This is a genomic window from Ruegeria sp. YKSF57, from assembly GCF_059612585.1.
In genome coordinates this window covers 1-16,638 of record NZ_JBXWQW010000040.1, presented here as the reverse complement: position 1 = coordinate 16,638, position 16,638 = coordinate 1, and the positions used below count along the sequence as shown (strand labels likewise).

Here is a 16,638-nt window from a genome sequence, read left to right as displayed (position 1 = left end):
GCAAAGGACGCCATGTCAGATCGCCCGAAAACCCCGCTGTTGGACCTTGTGAACCGCCCTGCGGATCTCAAGCAGTTCTCGGACGCGCAACTGACCCAGCTTGCGGGCGAATTGCGGGCGGAAACCGTCTCGGCCGTTTCGGTCACCGGCGGCCATCTGGGCGCGGGCCTTGGCGTGGTGGAACTGACCGTGGCGCTGCATGCGGTGTTCGACGCACCGCGTGACAAGATCATCTGGGACGTCAGCCATCAGTGCTATCCGCACAAGATCCTGACCGAACGGCGCGACCGCATCCGCACCCTGCGCCAGAAAGACGGGCTCAGCGGCTTCACCAAGCGCAGCGAAAGCCCCTATGACCCGTTTGGCGCAGCGCATAGTTCGACCTCGATCAGCGCCGCTCTGGGGTTCGCCGTCGCCCGCGATCTGGGCGGCGCAATCCCCGAAGGCTTGGGCGATGCCATTGCCATTATCGGCGACGGTTCGATGTCCGCCGGCATGGCATTCGAGGCGATGAACAACGCAGGCCACCTGAACAAGCGCCTGATTGTCATTCTCAACGACAACGAGATGAGCATCGCACCGCCGGTCGGTGCGTTTTCCAACTATCTCTCGCGCCTCTACGCCGAAGAACCGTTCCAGGAACTCAAGGCCGCCGCCAAGGGCGCGGTTTCGCTGTTGCCAGAACCCTTCCGCGAGGGCGCCAAGCGCGCCAAGGAAATGCTCAAGGGCATGGCCGTCGGCGGCACCCTGTTCGAGGAACTGGGCTTTTCCTATCTCGGCCCCATCGACGGCCATGATATGCACCAGCTGTTGCCGGTCCTGCGCACCGTCAAGGCGCGCGCGACCGGCCCGATCCTGATCCACGTGCTGACCAAAAAGGGCAAGGGCTATGCCCCGGCCGAAGCCGCCCGGGATCGCGGCCACGCAACGGCGAAGTTCGACGTCGTCACAGGCGAACAGAAAAAGGCGCCTTCGAACGCGCCCTCCTACACTTCGATTTTTGGCAAGACCCTGGTGGCCGAGGCCGCGCGCGACGACAAGATCGTCGCCGTCACTGCCGCAATGCCGGACGGCACCGGGCTGAACCTTTTTGCCGAACGCTATCCCTCGCGCTGTTTCGACGTGGGCATAGCCGAGCAGCACGGCGTCACCTTCTCCGCAGCGCTGGCCGCCGGCGGCATGAAACCCTTCTGCGCGATGTATTCCACCTTCCTGCAACGCGGCTACGATCAGGTTGTGCATGACGTCGCGATTCAGCGCCTGCCGGTGCGCTTCGCCATCGACCGGGCCGGTCTGGTGGGGGCCGACGGCGCCACTCACGCGGGGTCGTTCGATATCGCCTATCTCGCCAACCTGCCCGGCATGGTGGTCATGGCCGCCGCGGACGAGGCAGAGCTGGTGCACATGGTCGCCACCGCCGCCGCCCATGACGACGGCCCCATCGCCTTCCGCTATCCGCGCGGCGAAGGTGTGGGTGTGGACCTGCCCGAGCGTGGCGAGGTGCTGGAAATCGGCAAGGGCCGTCTGATCCAGCAAGGTGCGCGTGTGGCGCTCCTGTCCTTCGGCACCCGTCTGGCCGAGGTCCAAAAAGCCGCCGAGGCTCTGTCGGCGCGCGGCATCACCCCCACCATCGCCGACGCCCGTTTCGCCAAACCCCTTGATCAGAGCCTGATCCTGGACCTCGCTACCACGCACGAGGCGCTGATCACCATCGAAGAAGGCGCCATCGGCGGCTTCGGCAGCCACGTGGCGCAGCTTCTGGCCGAAGAGCGCATCTTTGACACCGGTCTGAAGTTCCGCTCGATGGTCCTGCCCGACACATTCATCGATCAGGCCAGCCCCGCCGACATGTACACCGTCGCGGGCATGAACGCCGAACATATCGAGGCCAGGGTTCTTGACGTTCTCGGCGTCGCCCAGATCACCGGAAAACGCGCCTAGGGCCTCTGCCCCCCGCACCGATTTTTCAGTTGCTCAACCTGTGGCTTTCGCCAAGACCCAATCGACGCCGCGCAAAAAGTCGTCGATTGACAAAGTGTTTTTTTCTCCGCTGGACGCTGAGAGAACAAAACCGTGTGTGTAGTCGATGAGAAGGTGCAAGAGCACATCATTCTTGTCACCATTGTCGAGTTCCCGAGTGCAGCCTCGCAACTCGTTTGTGATCTGTATGAGATCCTCGCTCATGAGAGAAACATCTTCGAGAATGGCCCGCAACAGGTTGGCATTCAGCAAGGCACGTTGGAAGTATGCTCTCAATATGTTGCGCGCCTTCGCTGTCGGACTCTCTCCCGATACGTCCTGCAGCGTGTTCTCAAAGGCCAAACCAACCAAATCTGCCAGCAACGCATGCTTGCTGCCGGAATGATAGGTCACAGCCATCGGCGTGACCTTCAGCTTTTCGGCCAGCAAGCGAAACGAGAGTGCATCTGCTCCTTGCTTTTGCACAATGGGTAACGCGGTTTGCAACACAAGCTGTTTTGACAGACGCTGGGTTGATTTTGGCGGCCGTCCGACCGCAGACGATTTCGTCATGCGCCCTTCACTTTGTAGACCAGCTCGACAAGGCCGGACGGAAATGGCGTGGCCGAGATCAGCTCAAGGTCAACGTCACCGTCAGTTTCACCGAAAATTCGGATGCCATCCCCCAGCAGAATGGGAACCATGGCAATCTTCATGTCTTGCACGAACCCGGCCCTGAGAAAGGACTGAATGATCGCGCCACCATCGACATATACACGCTTGTGGCCGCGTTGGCGTAAGGTCTCCCATAACTCCTGTGGCCGTTCCGTTGTGAATTCGACTTTGCTCTGCAGATGTTCAGGCAATTCCCGACTTGTCATGGAACGGCTAAGGACAACGACTGGCTTTTCATAGGGCCACTCGCCAAATCCCAGGACAGTTCTCAGCGACCCGGAACCCATGACAAGAACATCGACACTGTCCATAAACTCATTGAATCCGTGGTCTTCATTGGATGTCGGCTGTTTCGTCAACCAATCGAGGCTGTGATCTTTTCTTGCCACAAAGCCGTCAAGGCTCATTGCCATCATGATATGTCCGGTAGGCATGGAATTCTCCATCAGACATTAATTATACACCATATAATTAATAGAGAAGAATTTCCAATAAGACGCATCTGATACGATGCTTTGCCAGGGAATGTGGACATTTGCCTCGCTTACAGCATTCGTCAAAACCGGCTCAAGACAGACCAACGTACTTTCGCGGCTTGATCTATTATTTTGTGTCCCGCCACTTGAACGCCGATTGCGGCATACCGATCTGTGTCCTGACGCGAGATGGCCGGACAGCTCCGTTGCGGTACCAGTTGATGGACTGAGCACGCCTCACTTTCTCCGAAGCATGACGAAACGCCTGCCCGCCTAGCGCGGCGCAGCGACGGATGTCGTTGGCCCTGGGAACCGCGCCCTCCGGCGTGCATCTGACTGATAGAGAACGTCATGTCGGTAAAATCCATTCTGGCGCGAAAAGGTTTCTTCGTGCCGCGCATCGACCCCAACTCGCCCGTCAAAGGCGCCCTTTTGCATTTGGAAAAGGATGAGATCTCGACCTTGATCGCCACGTCCGATGGCCAGCAGATCGACGGCATCCTGACCGCCGCCGATATCACCCGAGGCCTGCATCACTTCGGCGCCAGGGTCATCGACATGCCGGTGAGCCGGGTGATGACCAGGGACGTGAAAACATGCGATGTCTCGGCATCCATCGCCGAAATCCACCTTTTGATGACCCGACACCACATTCGTCATCTTCCGGTGACACGGAATGGAAAGCTGTGTGGCCTGATCAACATTCTCGACGTGATCCGCCAACAACTCGAAGACAGCGAAGCCGACGCGAAATCCATGCGCGCCTATATGGCGGGACGCGTTTGATGCGATACCTCGGACAATGCAATCAGACGTTGCGAGGGACTGTCCTGCCGGATTGGTTCGGGAAGAATAGACTGAACCTCAAAGGCCTTTTTCCCGGCCCCAACACACACCACTCCAAGATGGACGCCTCGCAATGACATATGTGACCCTGATACTGGGCCTTTTCCTTCTCGTGGCCGGGGGCGAGGCGCTTGTCCGTGGTGCCGTGGGGATTGCACGACACCTGAATATCTCGCCGATTCTCATCGGTCTCACCCTCGTGGGGTTCGGCACCTCGACACCTGAACTCGTGACCAGCCTGCAGGCCATGATAAAGGGCGCGCCGGGCATCGCCGTCGGAAACGTCGTCGGCAGCAACATCGCCAACATCCTGCTGATCCTCGGCATCGCGGCGCTTCTGCTTCCGATCCACGTCAACGCCGCGGCATTCCGGCGCGATGGTGTCGTCGTGGTGCTGGCAAGCCTCGCCTGCCTGGCGGTGGTTCTGGCAGGGGCCATCCCGCGCTGGATTGGGCTCGTCTTTGTTCTGGCGCTCATCACCTACCTTGTCCTCACCTATTTGCTGGAACGCGGCAACGGCTCCGACTCGGCCGCCCTGCACAAGGCCGAGGCCGATCTTGCACCAACACCGCCCACACACCTCCTGTCGATGATCGGCAGCTTTGTCGCCGGTCTGGCGCTGACGATCTTCGGCGCACGCTTGCTGGTGGACAGCGCCATTGATCTGGCGCGCCTTGCCGGTGTGTCCGAAACGGTGATCGGCCTGACCATCGTGGCGGTCGGCACATCGCTGCCCGAACTTGCAACATCGGCCATCGCGGCGCGCCGGGGTCAGGGCGATGTGGCGCTCGGCAACATCGTCGGCAGCAACATCTTCAATATCCTCTGCATTTTGGGTGTAACGGCCCTTGTGGCACCGATTCCGGTCCCCGCAGAGATCGCTGAATTCGACATCTGGGTGATGCTGGCGGCAACCGCCGCGCTCATCGCGGTCGCCGTCACCGGCTGGTCGATCCGGCGGTACGAGGGCGCCCTGCTGGTGCTCGGATACGGTGCATATCTGGCCACACTTCTGGCCATGGCGCACACAATTTGACCGTCCTCAAAAAGAGAGAAAGAAGCCTCTTGAAATGAAACGCAACCGAGCGCATTTTCGCAGCGTCCGAGTGCAGCGACAGAAACGACGATTGGCGCGCGACGGCTCTCTCGGCACCGGAACCTTATCCGAATGGATCAAGAACCCGCTCCTGTATCGGAGCCTCCAGATCTCGGGCATCTCGCCGGATCAACCTTCTTCCCTTTTGAACCCAACCAATCGATTTCAATACCCGGCCGCCCGTCTCTGCGCGCGCCACGGTTTCCGATTGGCAAAGTCACCGCAGAATTCCGCAAGCGGTTCTTCCCCGACACCACGACGGCGGATTGGAACGACTGGCGCTGGCAGATGCGGGCGCGAATCCGGTCAACCGCCCAGCTTGAGCGGATCTTCCAACTCGGCCCGGACGAACGCGAAGCGCTGGGTCGCCATGTCGGCGGACTGCCGGTCGGCATCACACCCTATTATGCCAGCCTCATGGGGCACGACGACCCGTCCGAACCATTGCGCCGCACGCATATCCCGGTGGGTCAGGAATACCTGCGCACGCCCGGCGAGGCGGACGATCCCTTGGGCGAGGATCACGACACATCGGTTCCCGGTCTCGTGCACCGATATCCCGACAGGGTTCTGTTCCTGACCACCGGCACCTGCTCGACTTATTGCCGCTATTGCACACGCTCGCGCATGGTCGGCCAGGCGGGCGGCGAGTACCAGTTCTCGACCCGCCAGTGGGAACAGGCCTTCGCCTATATCGAAGCCCACCCCCAGATCCGCGACGTTCTGCTCTCGGGCGGCGATCCGCTGACCCTGTCGGATGAAAAGCTCGACCATCTTCTGGGCCGTCTGCACGCCATCCCGCATGTCGAGTTTGTGCGCATGGGCACCAAGGTTCCGACCGTGCTGCCGATGCGGATTACGCGCACTCTGATCCGCGTCCTGAAAAAGCACCACCCCCTGTGGATGTCGATCCACGCGACGCACCCAAAGGAACTGTCCCCCGAAGCGACCGAAGCCTATGCGCGGCTGGCCGATGCCGGCATTCCGCTCGGCTCTCAAACCGTGCTTCTGAAAGGCATCAACGACAATGTCGAGACGATGAAATCGCTCAATCACGGTCTGCTCAAGCGGCGGGTGAAACCCTATTACCTCTACCAATGCGACCCGATTACCGGCTCGGCCCATTTCCGCACCCCGGTCGCAAAAGGCCTTGAGATCATCGAAGGTCTGCGCGGTCACACAACCGGCTATGCCGTGCCGCAATTCGTCATCGACGCCCCCGGCGGCGGCGGCAAGATTCCGCTTTTGCCGGACTACATCGTGGGCCGCGACGGCGATGACCTGATCCTGCGCAACTTCGAAGGGCACCACTACCGCTACCACGATCCGGACCAAAGCCCGCTTCCATCCAGGGAATCCCCATCATGCTGATCGGCCTGACCTATGATCTTAGGGATGACTATGCCGACGCAGGCCTGTCGGACGAGGCGCTGGCCGAATTCGACAGCCCCGAAACGGTTGCGGCCATCGAAATTGCGCTGGCGCGGGCCGGGTACCGGACCGACCGCATCGGCAACATCCGGGCGCTGGCCTCGCGACTCGTGGCCGGAGACCGCTGGGACCTCGTATTCAACATTGCCGAGGGCGTCTCGGGCCGCTCGCGCGAGGCGCAGGTTCCCGCCCTGCTCGAAGCATATGGTGTGCCCTACACCTTTTCCGATCCGCTGACGCAGGCGTTGGGCCTCGACAAGGCAATGGCAAAGCGGGTCGTCCGCGATGCCGGTCTGCCCACCGCACCATTCGCGGTGTTCGAAACCGCCTCTGACGCAGTAGACTCTGAACTGCCGTACCCGCTGTTTCTCAAGCCGCTCGCCGAAGGCACCGGCAAGGGCTGCGAAAACGCCTCGAAGGTCGGCGATGCAAAATCCGCCGAGCTTGTGGCGCAGAACCTGATTGCCCGGTTCGAACAGCCCGTTCTGGCCGAAACCTACCTGCCCGGGCGCGAGTTCACCGTGGGCATTCTCGGCAATGGTGCCGGGGCCCGCGTCATCGCCGTGATGGAGGTTATGCTGCGCGACCGGTCGGGCGATCAGATCTACAGTTTTCACAACAAGGAACACTGGGAACAGCACGTGCATTACGAACTGGCCGATGACGCCGAGGCGATCGAGGCGGGGCAGGTCGCCCTTGCCGCCTATCGCGCCTTGCAATGCCGCGATGCGGCCCGCGTCGATCTGCGATCCGACGCGGCTGCCTGGCCTCATTTCCTCGAGGTCAACACGCTCGCCGGCATGCACCCGACCCACTCGGACCTGCCGATGCTGTCGGCCAAGTCCGGCCTCACCTATGACGACCTGGTTACCGGAATCGTCGCGGCGGCACTGACCCGCACAGGGCAACTGACAGAGGCGCAGCGCGTCGCATCATGAATGGTTTTGATATCCCCGTTATTCACGGGGCGACGGGGAACACCCCCGACGAGCTTGACACTGTCCAGACCGCAATAGCGGTGATGGACGCACTGGCCGATTTGGGCGCGCGGTCGCGGCTGATCACGCTGAACGAAGGCGAGGCCGTCCTGGATCAGCTGGCCGCCGAGCGGCCCGATCTGGTCTTCAATCTGGTCGAGGCCGTCGGCGGATATGCAGCGCCGGCGGCCGCCATCCCCCAGGCTTTACAGGCCCGTGGCCTGTCCTTCACCGGATGCGGGGCAGAGGCCTCCTGGACATGCCAGTCAAAGGTCATGCAGAAAGAGCGGTTGCGCGAGGCCGGGTTGCCCACACCGGATTGGAGCGTCAACGGCGTTTCGCTGGCCCGCACGCCTCAGGTGATCGTCAAATCGATCACCGAACACGCCTCGGTCGGCATTGATCAGTCCTCGGTGATGCCGGGCAAACAGGCCGCTGGGGCAATCGCCGAAAAGACCGCGCGCACGGGTGATCCCCATTTTGCCGAAACCTATGTCGACGGTCGCGAATTCGCCCTGTCGCTGCTGGACATGGACGATGGCCCCCGTGTGCTGCCGCCCGCCGAAACGCAGTTTCTGGGCTACGGCCCCGACAAACACCGCATCGTCGATTACGACGCCAAATGGGTCGAGGACACGCATGCCTATAACAACACCCCGCGACGGTTCGAGTTCCCACCCCGGGACCAAGCGCTGCTGACCGAACTGAAACGCCTTGCGCGCGCCTGCTGGGATCTGTTCGGCCTGTCGGGATATGCGCGGGTCGATTTCCGCATCGACGCAAGCGGCCGACCCTGGATTCTCGAGGTCAACACCAACCCCTGTCTCGCCCCCGACGCGGGCTTCGTGGCCGCCGCTGCGCAGGCCGGGCTCAGCTTCGAGGACCTGATCGGGCAGATCGCCTCTGCCGGTCTGCGCAAAACCGAATTGGCGGCCTGATATGTTCCGGATCAGAAAGGTTCCCGACGCACGGGCCCCGAGCAACCGGACCGCCGTCACCGAGGCGCAGGCAATCCTGCGCGCGCAGTTCCCGGGCATGGCGCCCGGCGACATCGACGCATTGCCCGACCGGCTCGAAGATCCCTATACCCACAGGTTCGTCGCGGAACTGCTTGTGGCCGAAGACGCCCGGTCACACGTTCGCGCCGCCGCCGTCATGCTCTATGATCCCGAGCTTGCTTTTGCCTTTCTCGACATGCTCGCCACGTCACCCGGGGCAAAACCCGGGCGCGGCGCGGGCGGCGCGCTGTACGAACGCGTGCGGCTCGAAGCAGCGGCGCTTGGTGCAAAGGGTCTCTATTTCGAATGCCTCCCGGATGACCCCGACCTCAGCCCCGATCCGGAAATCCGCGAACAGAACGCCGCGCGGCTGAAATTCTACGAACGCTTCGGCGCGCGCCCGATCACCGGCACAGGCTATGAAACCCCACTTTCGCCAAACGACACCGACATGCCGCATCTGGTCTTTGACGGGCTTGGGCGTCACGATCTGCCGGACGCAATGCGATTGCAAGACATCGTGCGCGCGATCCTCGAACGGAAATACGGCAGCCTGTGCCCGCCCGAGTACATCGAACATGTGGTCACCTCGATCGAGGACGGTCGCTTTGCCCTCCGCCCCGCACACTATGGCAAGACCATCTCAGCCCGAACGCCGCCGGACCTGCGCCGATCCATTCCGCTGATCGTCAACGACCGCCACGACATCCACCATGTGCGCGAACGCGGCTATGTGGAAAGCCCGGTCCGCATTCAGACCATTCTCGACGATCTCGACGCAACGGGCCTGTTCGTGCGCCATGAAGCCCAGCACTTTCCCGACCGCTGGATACGGGGGGTGCACGACGCCGGGCTTGTCGCCTATCTCAAAAGCGCCTGCGCCGAGGCGCCGGAAAAAACCTCGGTCTATCCCTACGTCTTCCCGGTGCGCAACGCCACGCGCCCGCCAAAGGAACGTTCGGTACTTGCAGGATACTGGTGCATCGACACCTTCACGCCGATCAACCGCAACGCCTGGCCCGCCGCACGCCGCGCCGTAGACTGCGCGCTGACGGCGGCCGAGGCGGTTTTGTCCGGCTCGCCCGCGGCCTATGCGCTGGTGCGCCCGCCGGGCCACCATGCCGAGCGCAAGACATTTGGCGGCTTCTGCTATCTTTGCAATGGCGCCATCGTGGCCAATTTCCTGTCCCGCTACGGCAAGGTCGCCATCCTCGACATCGACTATCACCACGGCAACGGCCAGCAAGATATCTTCTATGACCGTGCCGATGTCCTGACCGTGTCGATCCACGGCGATCCCAGCTTTGCCTATCCCTATTTCACCGGCTTTCGCGACGAAACCGGGCGCGGCCCGGGCGCGGGATACAATCTCAACATACCGCTGCCCGAAACCGTTTCACCCGCCGACTATCTTGCGGCGCTGGAACGCGCGCTGAACCGTATCGGGACGTTTGCACCGGAATACCTTGTCCTTTCGCTCGGCTTCGACACCGGGCGCGGCGACCCCACCGGCACATGGTCGAACCGGCCCGAGGATTTCCGCCGCATCGGCGCGCGGATCGCCAGCACCGGATACCCCACCGTTCTGGTGCAGGAAGGCGGTTATCGCATCCGCACGCTGGGCGCCAATGCCCGCGCCTTTTTCGAAGGTTTCGCAAGCGGTCTGGAAACCGCGCGGCGCGCACCAAAGGTACCGCAACGGCCCATGTCAGAGGCCACACGCCGACAGTGGCGCAGCGCCGTCCGGCCCGAAGACCCGGAAAAAATCCGCGCGCTGGTCGCCACGACCGAACGGTTCTCTGCCGAAGAGATTGCGATTGCCGAAGAACTTGCGCAGGAACGGATCGAACGCGGGCTGGCTTCCGGCTATCACTTCATTCTGGCGTCCAGGGGCGACCGTCTGGAAGGATACGCCTGTTACGGTCAGATCCCCGGATCGGACACAAGCTGGGATCTCTACTGGATCGCGGTGTCGCCTGAACTTCAGGGCCAGGGCCTGGGTGCCGAACTCCTGCACCGGGTCGAAGCCGCCATCTCGCATGCTGGCGGGCGGCGGGTCTATATCGACACCTCCTCCAGCCCGGCCTACGCGGCAACCCGCGCCTTCTATCTGCGGCAGAACTATCAGCTGGCCGCCGAACTGACCGACTTCTACCGCAAGGGGGACGGTAAGGCGATTTACACCAAGGCATTGGAGTCGTGACGATGTCAAAGCTGTCCATCCGGCCCGTGCCGGGAAAGGGGCTGGGCGTTTTCGCGGCGGCCCCGCTGATGGCTGGCGAGGTTCTGGAAAAAGCCCCGGCGCTGGAACTCGACGCGCATACCGTTGACACCATCGCCCAGACGTCGCTGGATGATTACCACTTCGCTCATCCCGGCGATGCCAAAGGCGGGCTTCTGGTGCTCGGCCTGTCCACTCTGGTCAACCACGCGGATAGTCCAAACACGCAAACGGCAGCCGCTTTCGAACGCCGCATCGGTTGGACTGTCACGCTTCGCGCCACACAGGCGATTCCTGCAGGCACCGAATTGACCCGCCGATATGCCTGCCCGGTCTGGTTCGATCCGATCTGACAGCGCATCAATCCGTCAGGCCCAAGCGCCCGCGAAATGGATTGGTGCACTCTGCGTCACCTTTAGATTTGCGACTTCGCAAAACTCTGAAGCAGACGCGCCGCCTCGGCGGGAATGCCGTCGGTTTCGCTGGTGAGCGCGTAAGAGGCATAGCCGAACCGGGGCATGTCCTCTACCAGCCGCAACCACCCCTGCGCAATTTCCGGGGCCACCACGTGATGCGGGAAATACCCAGATGCCGGCACTGTCTTGAGGTATTCCAGCCCAAGCGTCCCGATGCCCAGTTGCAAGGCGGGCTTTGACAGGTGGGGAAAGTTCAACAGGTGATCGGCGCGGAATTCCGGCCCCCAGTCGATCAGCACGTACCCATCGCCCAACGGGTCCGCTGTCGGATCGGGATTGCTGCTGACCAGAACGAACTCGTCCTCGAAAAGCTGAATGGCGTTCAGTTCGGCGTTGTTTCGTGGTCGATAGGTCACGGCAAGATCCAGGCTGCCATCCTCGATCTGCCGCGCAAGTGTCTCGGACCGTTCCGAGATCGCGTTGATCGCAACGTTGGGAAACCGCTTCATCAACACCGGTAGCGCCCCGACCAGCAGCTTGTGCCAAAGGCTCGGAACCGCACCGATTTCCAGCGACATGTCGAACGCCTCGGGAAGCGAAGCGTCAAGCCGCGCCTGTGACCAGGTCCGAACCAGCGTCTGCGCATGCCTCTGAAACCGTCGCCCGGCAGGGGTCAGTGTCGCACCGGATTTGCCGCGGTCAAAGACCGGTCGGCCAAGCTGATCTTCCAATGATCGAATGCGCATGCTCACGGTCGATTGCGTCACATGAACCTTGTTGGCAGCATCAAAGAAACTGCCGGTCTCGACTACCGCCAGAAAGGTGCGCGCCAACTCGATATCCATTCCCTATCTATTTGCCTATCCGATAGATGCGTCAATATAAATTCGTTTTTCAAAGGGATGCGCAGCAGCCATATATGCACCGTAGCGGTTGGGGGCCGTCACATCTCCGGAACGCGATCCATACCTTCTGCCACTGGATCAACTTGGTTCCGCCGTGACGGTGTCGGGTGCTCATGCCGACAGGCTGACTCCCGCACCGAAACCCTCGCTACCGACTTGGACTTTACCGGGGATCGTCATCTTGGGCGTCCCAGCACATGGAGAATACAATGGGCCGAGTTTCGATTGGCGCCTTGCTCGCGGCGCTGATGGCAACGTCAGGCTTCGCAATGCCAGCGGAAATTGACACCGATGGCGATGGCATGGCCTCTTTTGCGGAACTGCAAACGTTCTATCCCGATGTCACCGAAGAGCTGTTCGGAGAGATCGACCTGGATGAGGATGGATTCATCAACGACGAAGAATTCCTGGCGGCGATCGGTGCCGAAATCCTGCCCGATCCAAAAACCAACCTGTAACGCCGGATCGGTGGAGTGATCACCCCATGCGCCAAACAACTCATTTTCTTGGTCAGTTCCTGACGGCCGCAGGCATCTGGTTGCTGCTGTCCCCGTTCGTCCTGTTCAACGCGGCCAGCCTGTCTGCCGGGACATCCGATCAGGCCACGCTCGCGACGATGTCCATGGGCTTTCTTGCCCTTGTCGTCGCCGGTTTGAACACCCGATACCACCACTGGGTCCGCATCGGCCTTGGCATGGCCTTGGGCATCATAACCGTGATCGACCCATGGATCTTCGGCTTTGCGGACATGACCGTTGCAACGACCAATGCCGGCATTGCCGGGGTTGCCATCGTATCGGTTGCGATAGCCGAACTTTTGACGGCCCGCCACAGGCGAAGCTATGCCTGAATAATTGCGGGGCGGGCTGCCGCCCCGTATCCTGAGTTCGCGCCGATCTATCCAATAAACACAAAGTACCCGACATGGAAACGGACGAACTGGAAACTCCCGACCAAGCGCTTGGCCCCGACATTGGAGCTGCCGCAGCGAACGGCGATACCGATCTGGTGACTGATTTGCTGCGTCAGCGATCTCGCAGTGAGGGGCTGCGTGAATTGCTTTTGCTGCCAAGCGAAATCCGCCACAGCGTCCTCGCGCTTGTTCCGGTCGAGCTTGCGGCCGAGCTCGTCGAGCAGGCACCGAACGAGCTGGCGGTCGATCTCGTCGAAAGCCTTGAACCCGAACGCGCGGCCGAAATTCTCGACGTTCTCGACAGCGATATTCAGGCCGATGTGATCGGCGAGCTCGATACCGAAGACGCCGAAGCGATCCTGTCCGAGCTGGACGAAGACGACGCCGCCGACATACGCCGCCTTGCGGAATACGAAGACGATACCGCCGGTGGCCTGATGATGGCCGAGGCCTTCTGCTTTCTCGAGGCCGACACGGTGGGCAAGGTCCTTCGCGATATCGTCGCCGCAGAAGACGAGTTCGAACGCTATCGCGGCCAGCACCCCTATGTCACCGATGCCAACGGCAAACTGACCGGCGTCGTGTCATTGCGCGGCCTGTTGACTGCCAAACGCAGCGCCACGCTGCAATCCATCATGATCCCGCCGATATCAGTTTCGGTCGAAACCCGGCTCGATGTTCTGGAAGACCTGTTCGACCTGCATTCCTTTCTCGGCCTGCCTGCGGTCGACGAAAACGGCACGCTGGTCGGCGTGGTGTCCCGCTCTGCCGTGGCAGAGGCGATGCTGGAACGCGCCGAGACCGAAAGCCTCAAACGTCAGGGCGTCGTCGGAGACGAGCTGCGCTCGATGCCCGTATGGCTCAGATCCCGGCGCAGGCTGGCATGGCTCTCGGCCAACATCGTGCTCAACATCATCGCGGCCAGCGTCATCGCCGCCTATGAATCGACTCTGGCAGCCGTCATCGCACTGGCGGTCTTTCTGCCGATGGTGTCCGACATGAGCGGCTGTTCCGGCAATCAGGCCGTCGCCGTCACCATGCGCGAGCTGAGCCTTGGCCTGATCAGGCCGATCGACGTTTTCCGGGTCTGGCTCAAGGAAATATCGGTGGGCGTCATCAACGGCATCGCCCTTGGCGTCCTCATCGGCATCGTTGCCTGGATCTGGAAGGGCGTCCCCGCGCTGGGGCTGGTCATAGGCCTGGCGCTGGCGCTGAACACGATGCTGGCCGTCTCGATCGGCGGTGTCGTGCCTTTGCTTCTCAAACGCATCGGGCAGGATCCGGCCGTTGCCAGCGGGCCGCTGCTGACCACGATAACCGATATGGCGGGGTTCTTCTTCGTTCTCAGCCTGGCAACGGTCATGATGCCCTGGCTGATCGGATGACCCATCCGGGAAATGCCGCATCAGGCACCAGCCTCACATGACAAGCCCCAGAACCGCCAGCGCACCAACCGAAACGATCCCCACCACAAAGGCGCTTGTAACCGCGCTCAACAGCAAACCGCACATGAACCAATAGCCGTCGCGTTCGCTCAGACCCAGCGCCAGCATGATGATCGACAGCGCGGGCAGCCCGTTGGCGAACGGGATGGGCAGGAACAGAAACACCGACAAAGCCAGCGTCGCAACCCCGATCACCCGTTCCGCAACAAGGTACGAGGTCGGCCACCACCGGGGTTTGGCAAGGCGTTCGATCCGCTCGACATAGGGAACCGATACCGCGACGATGCGGCCAAACGCGGCCCGCTCGATCGAACGGTCGGCCACGAATCGCGGCAGCCACACGTCAGGACGCCCGAGAACCAGCTGAATTCCCAGAAACATCAGGGGCACGGCGGTAAAGACCGACGAACCGGGGATGAACAACAACACGTTCGGCGCCGCAAAGATGACCATCAGCGGCGCGAAACTCCGGTCGCGCAGGGCGCTTACGATATCCCCGACCGAAATGCGCGGCCCCTCGCCGGCATCGAGATCGCGCAGCACCTCCGACAAACGCCGACCGGGGCGGCGCACCAACAGCGCTTCGACCGTCTCAAGCTTGGGCATTCACTCTGCACCATATCCGGCACCGCCGTTCCCCCGCCGGGGCTTGCCCCATGGACAGTGGAACATCTGCGCACGGGTCAAAATCAGCCTCAGCCGTCCGCATCCTTCGGGACAGCCACGGCCAGCCGGTCGATCGCGGTGATGGCGGTCAGGCCGTCTTCACCGGCGGTGGCGTATTCGATCTGGATGCGGTCGCCCCGCCCAAGGTCCGCCGGGGTTTCGACCGTCTCAGGCAATTCCCAGACCGTCAGGTCCGTCATGACAAGAATTCGATCGACTCGGTCGAAACTCAGGATTAGTCCCTCGGTTTCGTCCGCCACGGCGGGGGCCGCCAGCGAACCGGCGACGACAAATGCAAGAAATGAGCGCATGTATTGCTTCCGTCAGAGGAGGAAGCCCTGGGCGCGCGTGTTCGCGCTTGCGGCAGCCGGGCGGAGCCTCGCACCCGACCCACCAGATATGGAGCGGCGCCCGGCCATCACAAGAGGCCAGACGGCGCGGATCAGAGAATATTTAAACGCGTTGTGAATGCGTGCTGGTCTATTTTCAAGAAAAGAGAGTCTTGGCGCGAGACGCAGTGTTTTTACTGCAGGGCGGGAAGCTGACTTTCGCTGCGTTTGCGTCGGTTCTCTGCCGGGCTCGCGAAAGCTGCCGTTCTTTTGAACATTGAACTCAAGAATGCTGCGACCGATCTAATGGCCGCGAAATGAGCCCAACCCGGCCATTGTGTTTTCATGCTGCACGCGCTCGCAGCGCGGGGGGTTTCTGCGGTAGCTGAATTTTCGGCTGCCGCAACGCGGCGAGAAAACTGGCCATTCGATCAGAGCGCAGCAAAATTCTCTGTACGAAAACCAAGACACGGGACCAGGTGGTAGTTCGAAAAGGTTTGCGAATCTTACATATATGTCAGATAGTGGATCTCATCCAACAAAACTCAACCGGATGGGAGGAATTTATGACAAAACGCAGAAAGACTCGGCTCAAGCACCTTGCCGAAAAGGTACAAAAGGGCGAGCGCATCGTTGGCATGGAGTGCCATGACACCCCCAGCGCGATTATGGCCGAGGAATTAGGCATGGATCTGCTCTGCTGTGGCAGCCCCGGCCCGATGGGCATGATGGGTCACAAATCCATGGCCACCGTGGATTTCGAGGAACAGCTCTACATGCTCGAAGGTGTGCTGCGTGGAGCATCGTCGCCGTTCATCATCTGCAACATGCCAAACACGACGGCCTGCATCTCGGTTGAGGAATCGGTTCGCAATGCCGCAAAGGTCGTCAAGTTAGGCGCCGATGGCGTGCATATCGAACCCTCGCTTGGCACCGTTGGTCATATCAAAGCCATCGTCGATGCCGGTATTCCCGTCGTGGGGCATTTTGGAGTTCAGGGCGAACGTGCGGTGATGAACTCGGGCCATGCGCCGGCCGGACGCACCGCAGAAGAGGCATCGGCCATTGTCGAACTGGTCAAGGCATCGATTGATGCGGGTATTTTCGCGGCTCTCTTCGAGCACACGTCGGTTGAGCTGACGAAATGGTGCTACGAAAACTTGCCCGTTGCAGTGGCCAGCCTTGGCTCCGGTCCACACGCGCATGGAATTTTTCATGTATCCAGCGACATCATCGGGTGTTCGGTCTTTCCCATTCCCCCTAAACGCGAAGTGTTCGGTGACGT

17 protein-coding genes are annotated in these 16,638 nt (G+C 61.3%); 12 read left to right on the top strand and 5 right to left on the bottom strand.

What is annotated here, in order from left to right:
• Positions 1-12 precede the first annotated feature (12 nt).
• Positions 13-1,941 carry a 1-deoxy-D-xylulose-5-phosphate synthase gene (dxs, locus tag AC2FLX_RS16340; protein WP_480749017.1) on the top strand — a complete coding sequence of 643 codons (1,929 nt, stop codon included), beginning with the start codon at positions 13-15 and terminating at the stop codon, positions 1,939-1,941.
• A gap of 33 nt (positions 1,942-1,974) precedes the next feature.
• Here dxs and AC2FLX_RS16335 read toward each other — a convergent pair whose 3' ends face one another.
• Positions 1,975-2,532 (bottom strand): TetR/AcrR family transcriptional regulator, encoded by a 558-nt coding sequence (locus AC2FLX_RS16335; RefSeq protein ID WP_480749018.1) that lies wholly within the window; start codon positions 2,530-2,532, stop codon positions 1,975-1,977.
• A complete protein-coding gene (locus AC2FLX_RS16330) occupies positions 2,529-3,068 on the bottom strand; it encodes a dihydrofolate reductase family protein (protein ID WP_496747121.1) in 540 nt (179 codons plus the stop codon). The genes AC2FLX_RS16335 and AC2FLX_RS16330 overlap by 4 nt, the downstream gene beginning before the upstream one ends.
• 393 nt (positions 3,069-3,461) lie before the next feature.
• Between AC2FLX_RS16330 and AC2FLX_RS16325 the strand changes: the two genes are divergently transcribed.
• The 7 genes from AC2FLX_RS16325 to AC2FLX_RS16295 all read left to right on the top strand — a co-directional run bounded on the left by AC2FLX_RS16325 (position 3,462) and on the right by AC2FLX_RS16295 (position 11,032).
• Positions 3,462-3,896: a CBS domain-containing protein gene (locus AC2FLX_RS16325; protein WP_496810880.1), complete on the top strand. Its 435-nt coding sequence runs from the start codon at positions 3,462-3,464 to the stop codon at positions 3,894-3,896.
• 133 nt (positions 3,897-4,029) lie between these two features.
• Entirely contained in the window at positions 4,030-4,992 is a 963-nt protein-coding gene (locus AC2FLX_RS16320) for a calcium/sodium antiporter (protein ID WP_496810879.1), read from the top strand.
• Positions 4,993-5,124: 132 nt separating this feature from the next.
• Positions 5,125-6,423: a KamA family radical SAM protein gene (locus AC2FLX_RS16315; protein ID WP_496747127.1), complete on the top strand. Its 1,299-nt coding sequence runs from the start codon at positions 5,125-5,127 to the stop codon at positions 6,421-6,423.
• Positions 6,417-7,421 carry a D-alanine--D-alanine ligase family protein gene (locus tag AC2FLX_RS16310; RefSeq protein WP_496810878.1) on the top strand — a complete coding sequence of 335 codons (1,005 nt, stop codon included), beginning with the start codon at positions 6,417-6,419 and terminating at the stop codon, positions 7,419-7,421. Before AC2FLX_RS16315 ends, AC2FLX_RS16310 begins: the two co-directional genes overlap by 7 nt.
• Positions 7,418-8,398, top strand: coding sequence for a D-alanine--D-alanine ligase family protein (locus AC2FLX_RS16305; protein WP_496810877.1), 981 nt, complete (start codon positions 7,418-7,420; stop codon positions 8,396-8,398). The genes AC2FLX_RS16310 and AC2FLX_RS16305 overlap by 4 nt, the downstream gene beginning before the upstream one ends.
• Position 8,399: 1 nt before the next feature.
• Positions 8,400-10,661 (top strand): GNAT family N-acetyltransferase, encoded by a 2,262-nt coding sequence (locus tag AC2FLX_RS16300; protein ID WP_480749025.1) that lies wholly within the window; start codon positions 8,400-8,402, stop codon positions 10,659-10,661.
• Positions 10,662-10,663: 2 nt separating this feature from the next.
• Complete coding sequence (locus tag AC2FLX_RS16295) at positions 10,664-11,032, top strand: SET domain-containing protein-lysine N-methyltransferase (protein ID WP_480749026.1); 369 nt, start codon at positions 10,664-10,666, stop codon at positions 11,030-11,032.
• A 62-nt stretch (positions 11,033-11,094) separates the two neighbouring features.
• Here the strand turns inward: AC2FLX_RS16295 and AC2FLX_RS16290 are convergent, their stop codons facing one another.
• Complete coding sequence (locus AC2FLX_RS16290; RefSeq protein ID WP_480749027.1) at positions 11,095-11,940, bottom strand: LysR family transcriptional regulator; 846 nt, start codon at positions 11,938-11,940, stop codon at positions 11,095-11,097.
• A 269-nt stretch (positions 11,941-12,209) separates the two neighbouring features.
• Between AC2FLX_RS16290 and AC2FLX_RS16285 the strand changes: the two genes are divergently transcribed.
• The 3 genes from AC2FLX_RS16285 (at position 12,210) to mgtE (ending at position 14,298) form a co-directional block, all read left to right on the top strand.
• Entirely contained in the window at positions 12,210-12,458 is a 249-nt protein-coding gene (locus AC2FLX_RS16285; protein WP_480749028.1) for an EF-hand domain-containing protein, read from the top strand.
• 26 nt (positions 12,459-12,484) lie between these two features.
• Entirely contained in the window at positions 12,485-12,850 is a 366-nt protein-coding gene (locus tag AC2FLX_RS16280; RefSeq protein WP_480749029.1) for an SPW repeat protein, read from the top strand.
• 74 nt (positions 12,851-12,924) lie between these two features.
• On the top strand, positions 12,925-14,298 hold the full coding sequence (gene mgtE / locus AC2FLX_RS16275) for a magnesium transporter (RefSeq protein ID WP_496810876.1): 1,374 nt from the start codon (positions 12,925-12,927) through the stop codon (positions 14,296-14,298).
• A gap of 33 nt (positions 14,299-14,331) precedes the next feature.
• Here the strand turns inward: mgtE and AC2FLX_RS16270 are convergent, their stop codons facing one another.
• Positions 14,332-14,964, bottom strand: a complete 633-nt coding sequence (locus tag AC2FLX_RS16270) for an exopolysaccharide biosynthesis protein (RefSeq protein ID WP_496810875.1) — start codon at positions 14,962-14,964, stop codon at positions 14,332-14,334.
• Between the two features lie 89 nt (positions 14,965-15,053).
• Complete coding sequence (locus tag AC2FLX_RS16265) at positions 15,054-15,335, bottom strand: hypothetical protein (RefSeq protein WP_496810874.1); 282 nt, start codon at positions 15,333-15,335, stop codon at positions 15,054-15,056.
• 584 nt (positions 15,336-15,919) lie between these two features.
• Here AC2FLX_RS16265 and AC2FLX_RS16260 point away from each other — a divergent pair.
• On the top strand, positions 15,920-16,638 hold a 719-nt coding region (locus AC2FLX_RS16260), incomplete at its 3' end, for a 3-methyl-2-oxobutanoate hydroxymethyltransferase (protein ID WP_496875476.1).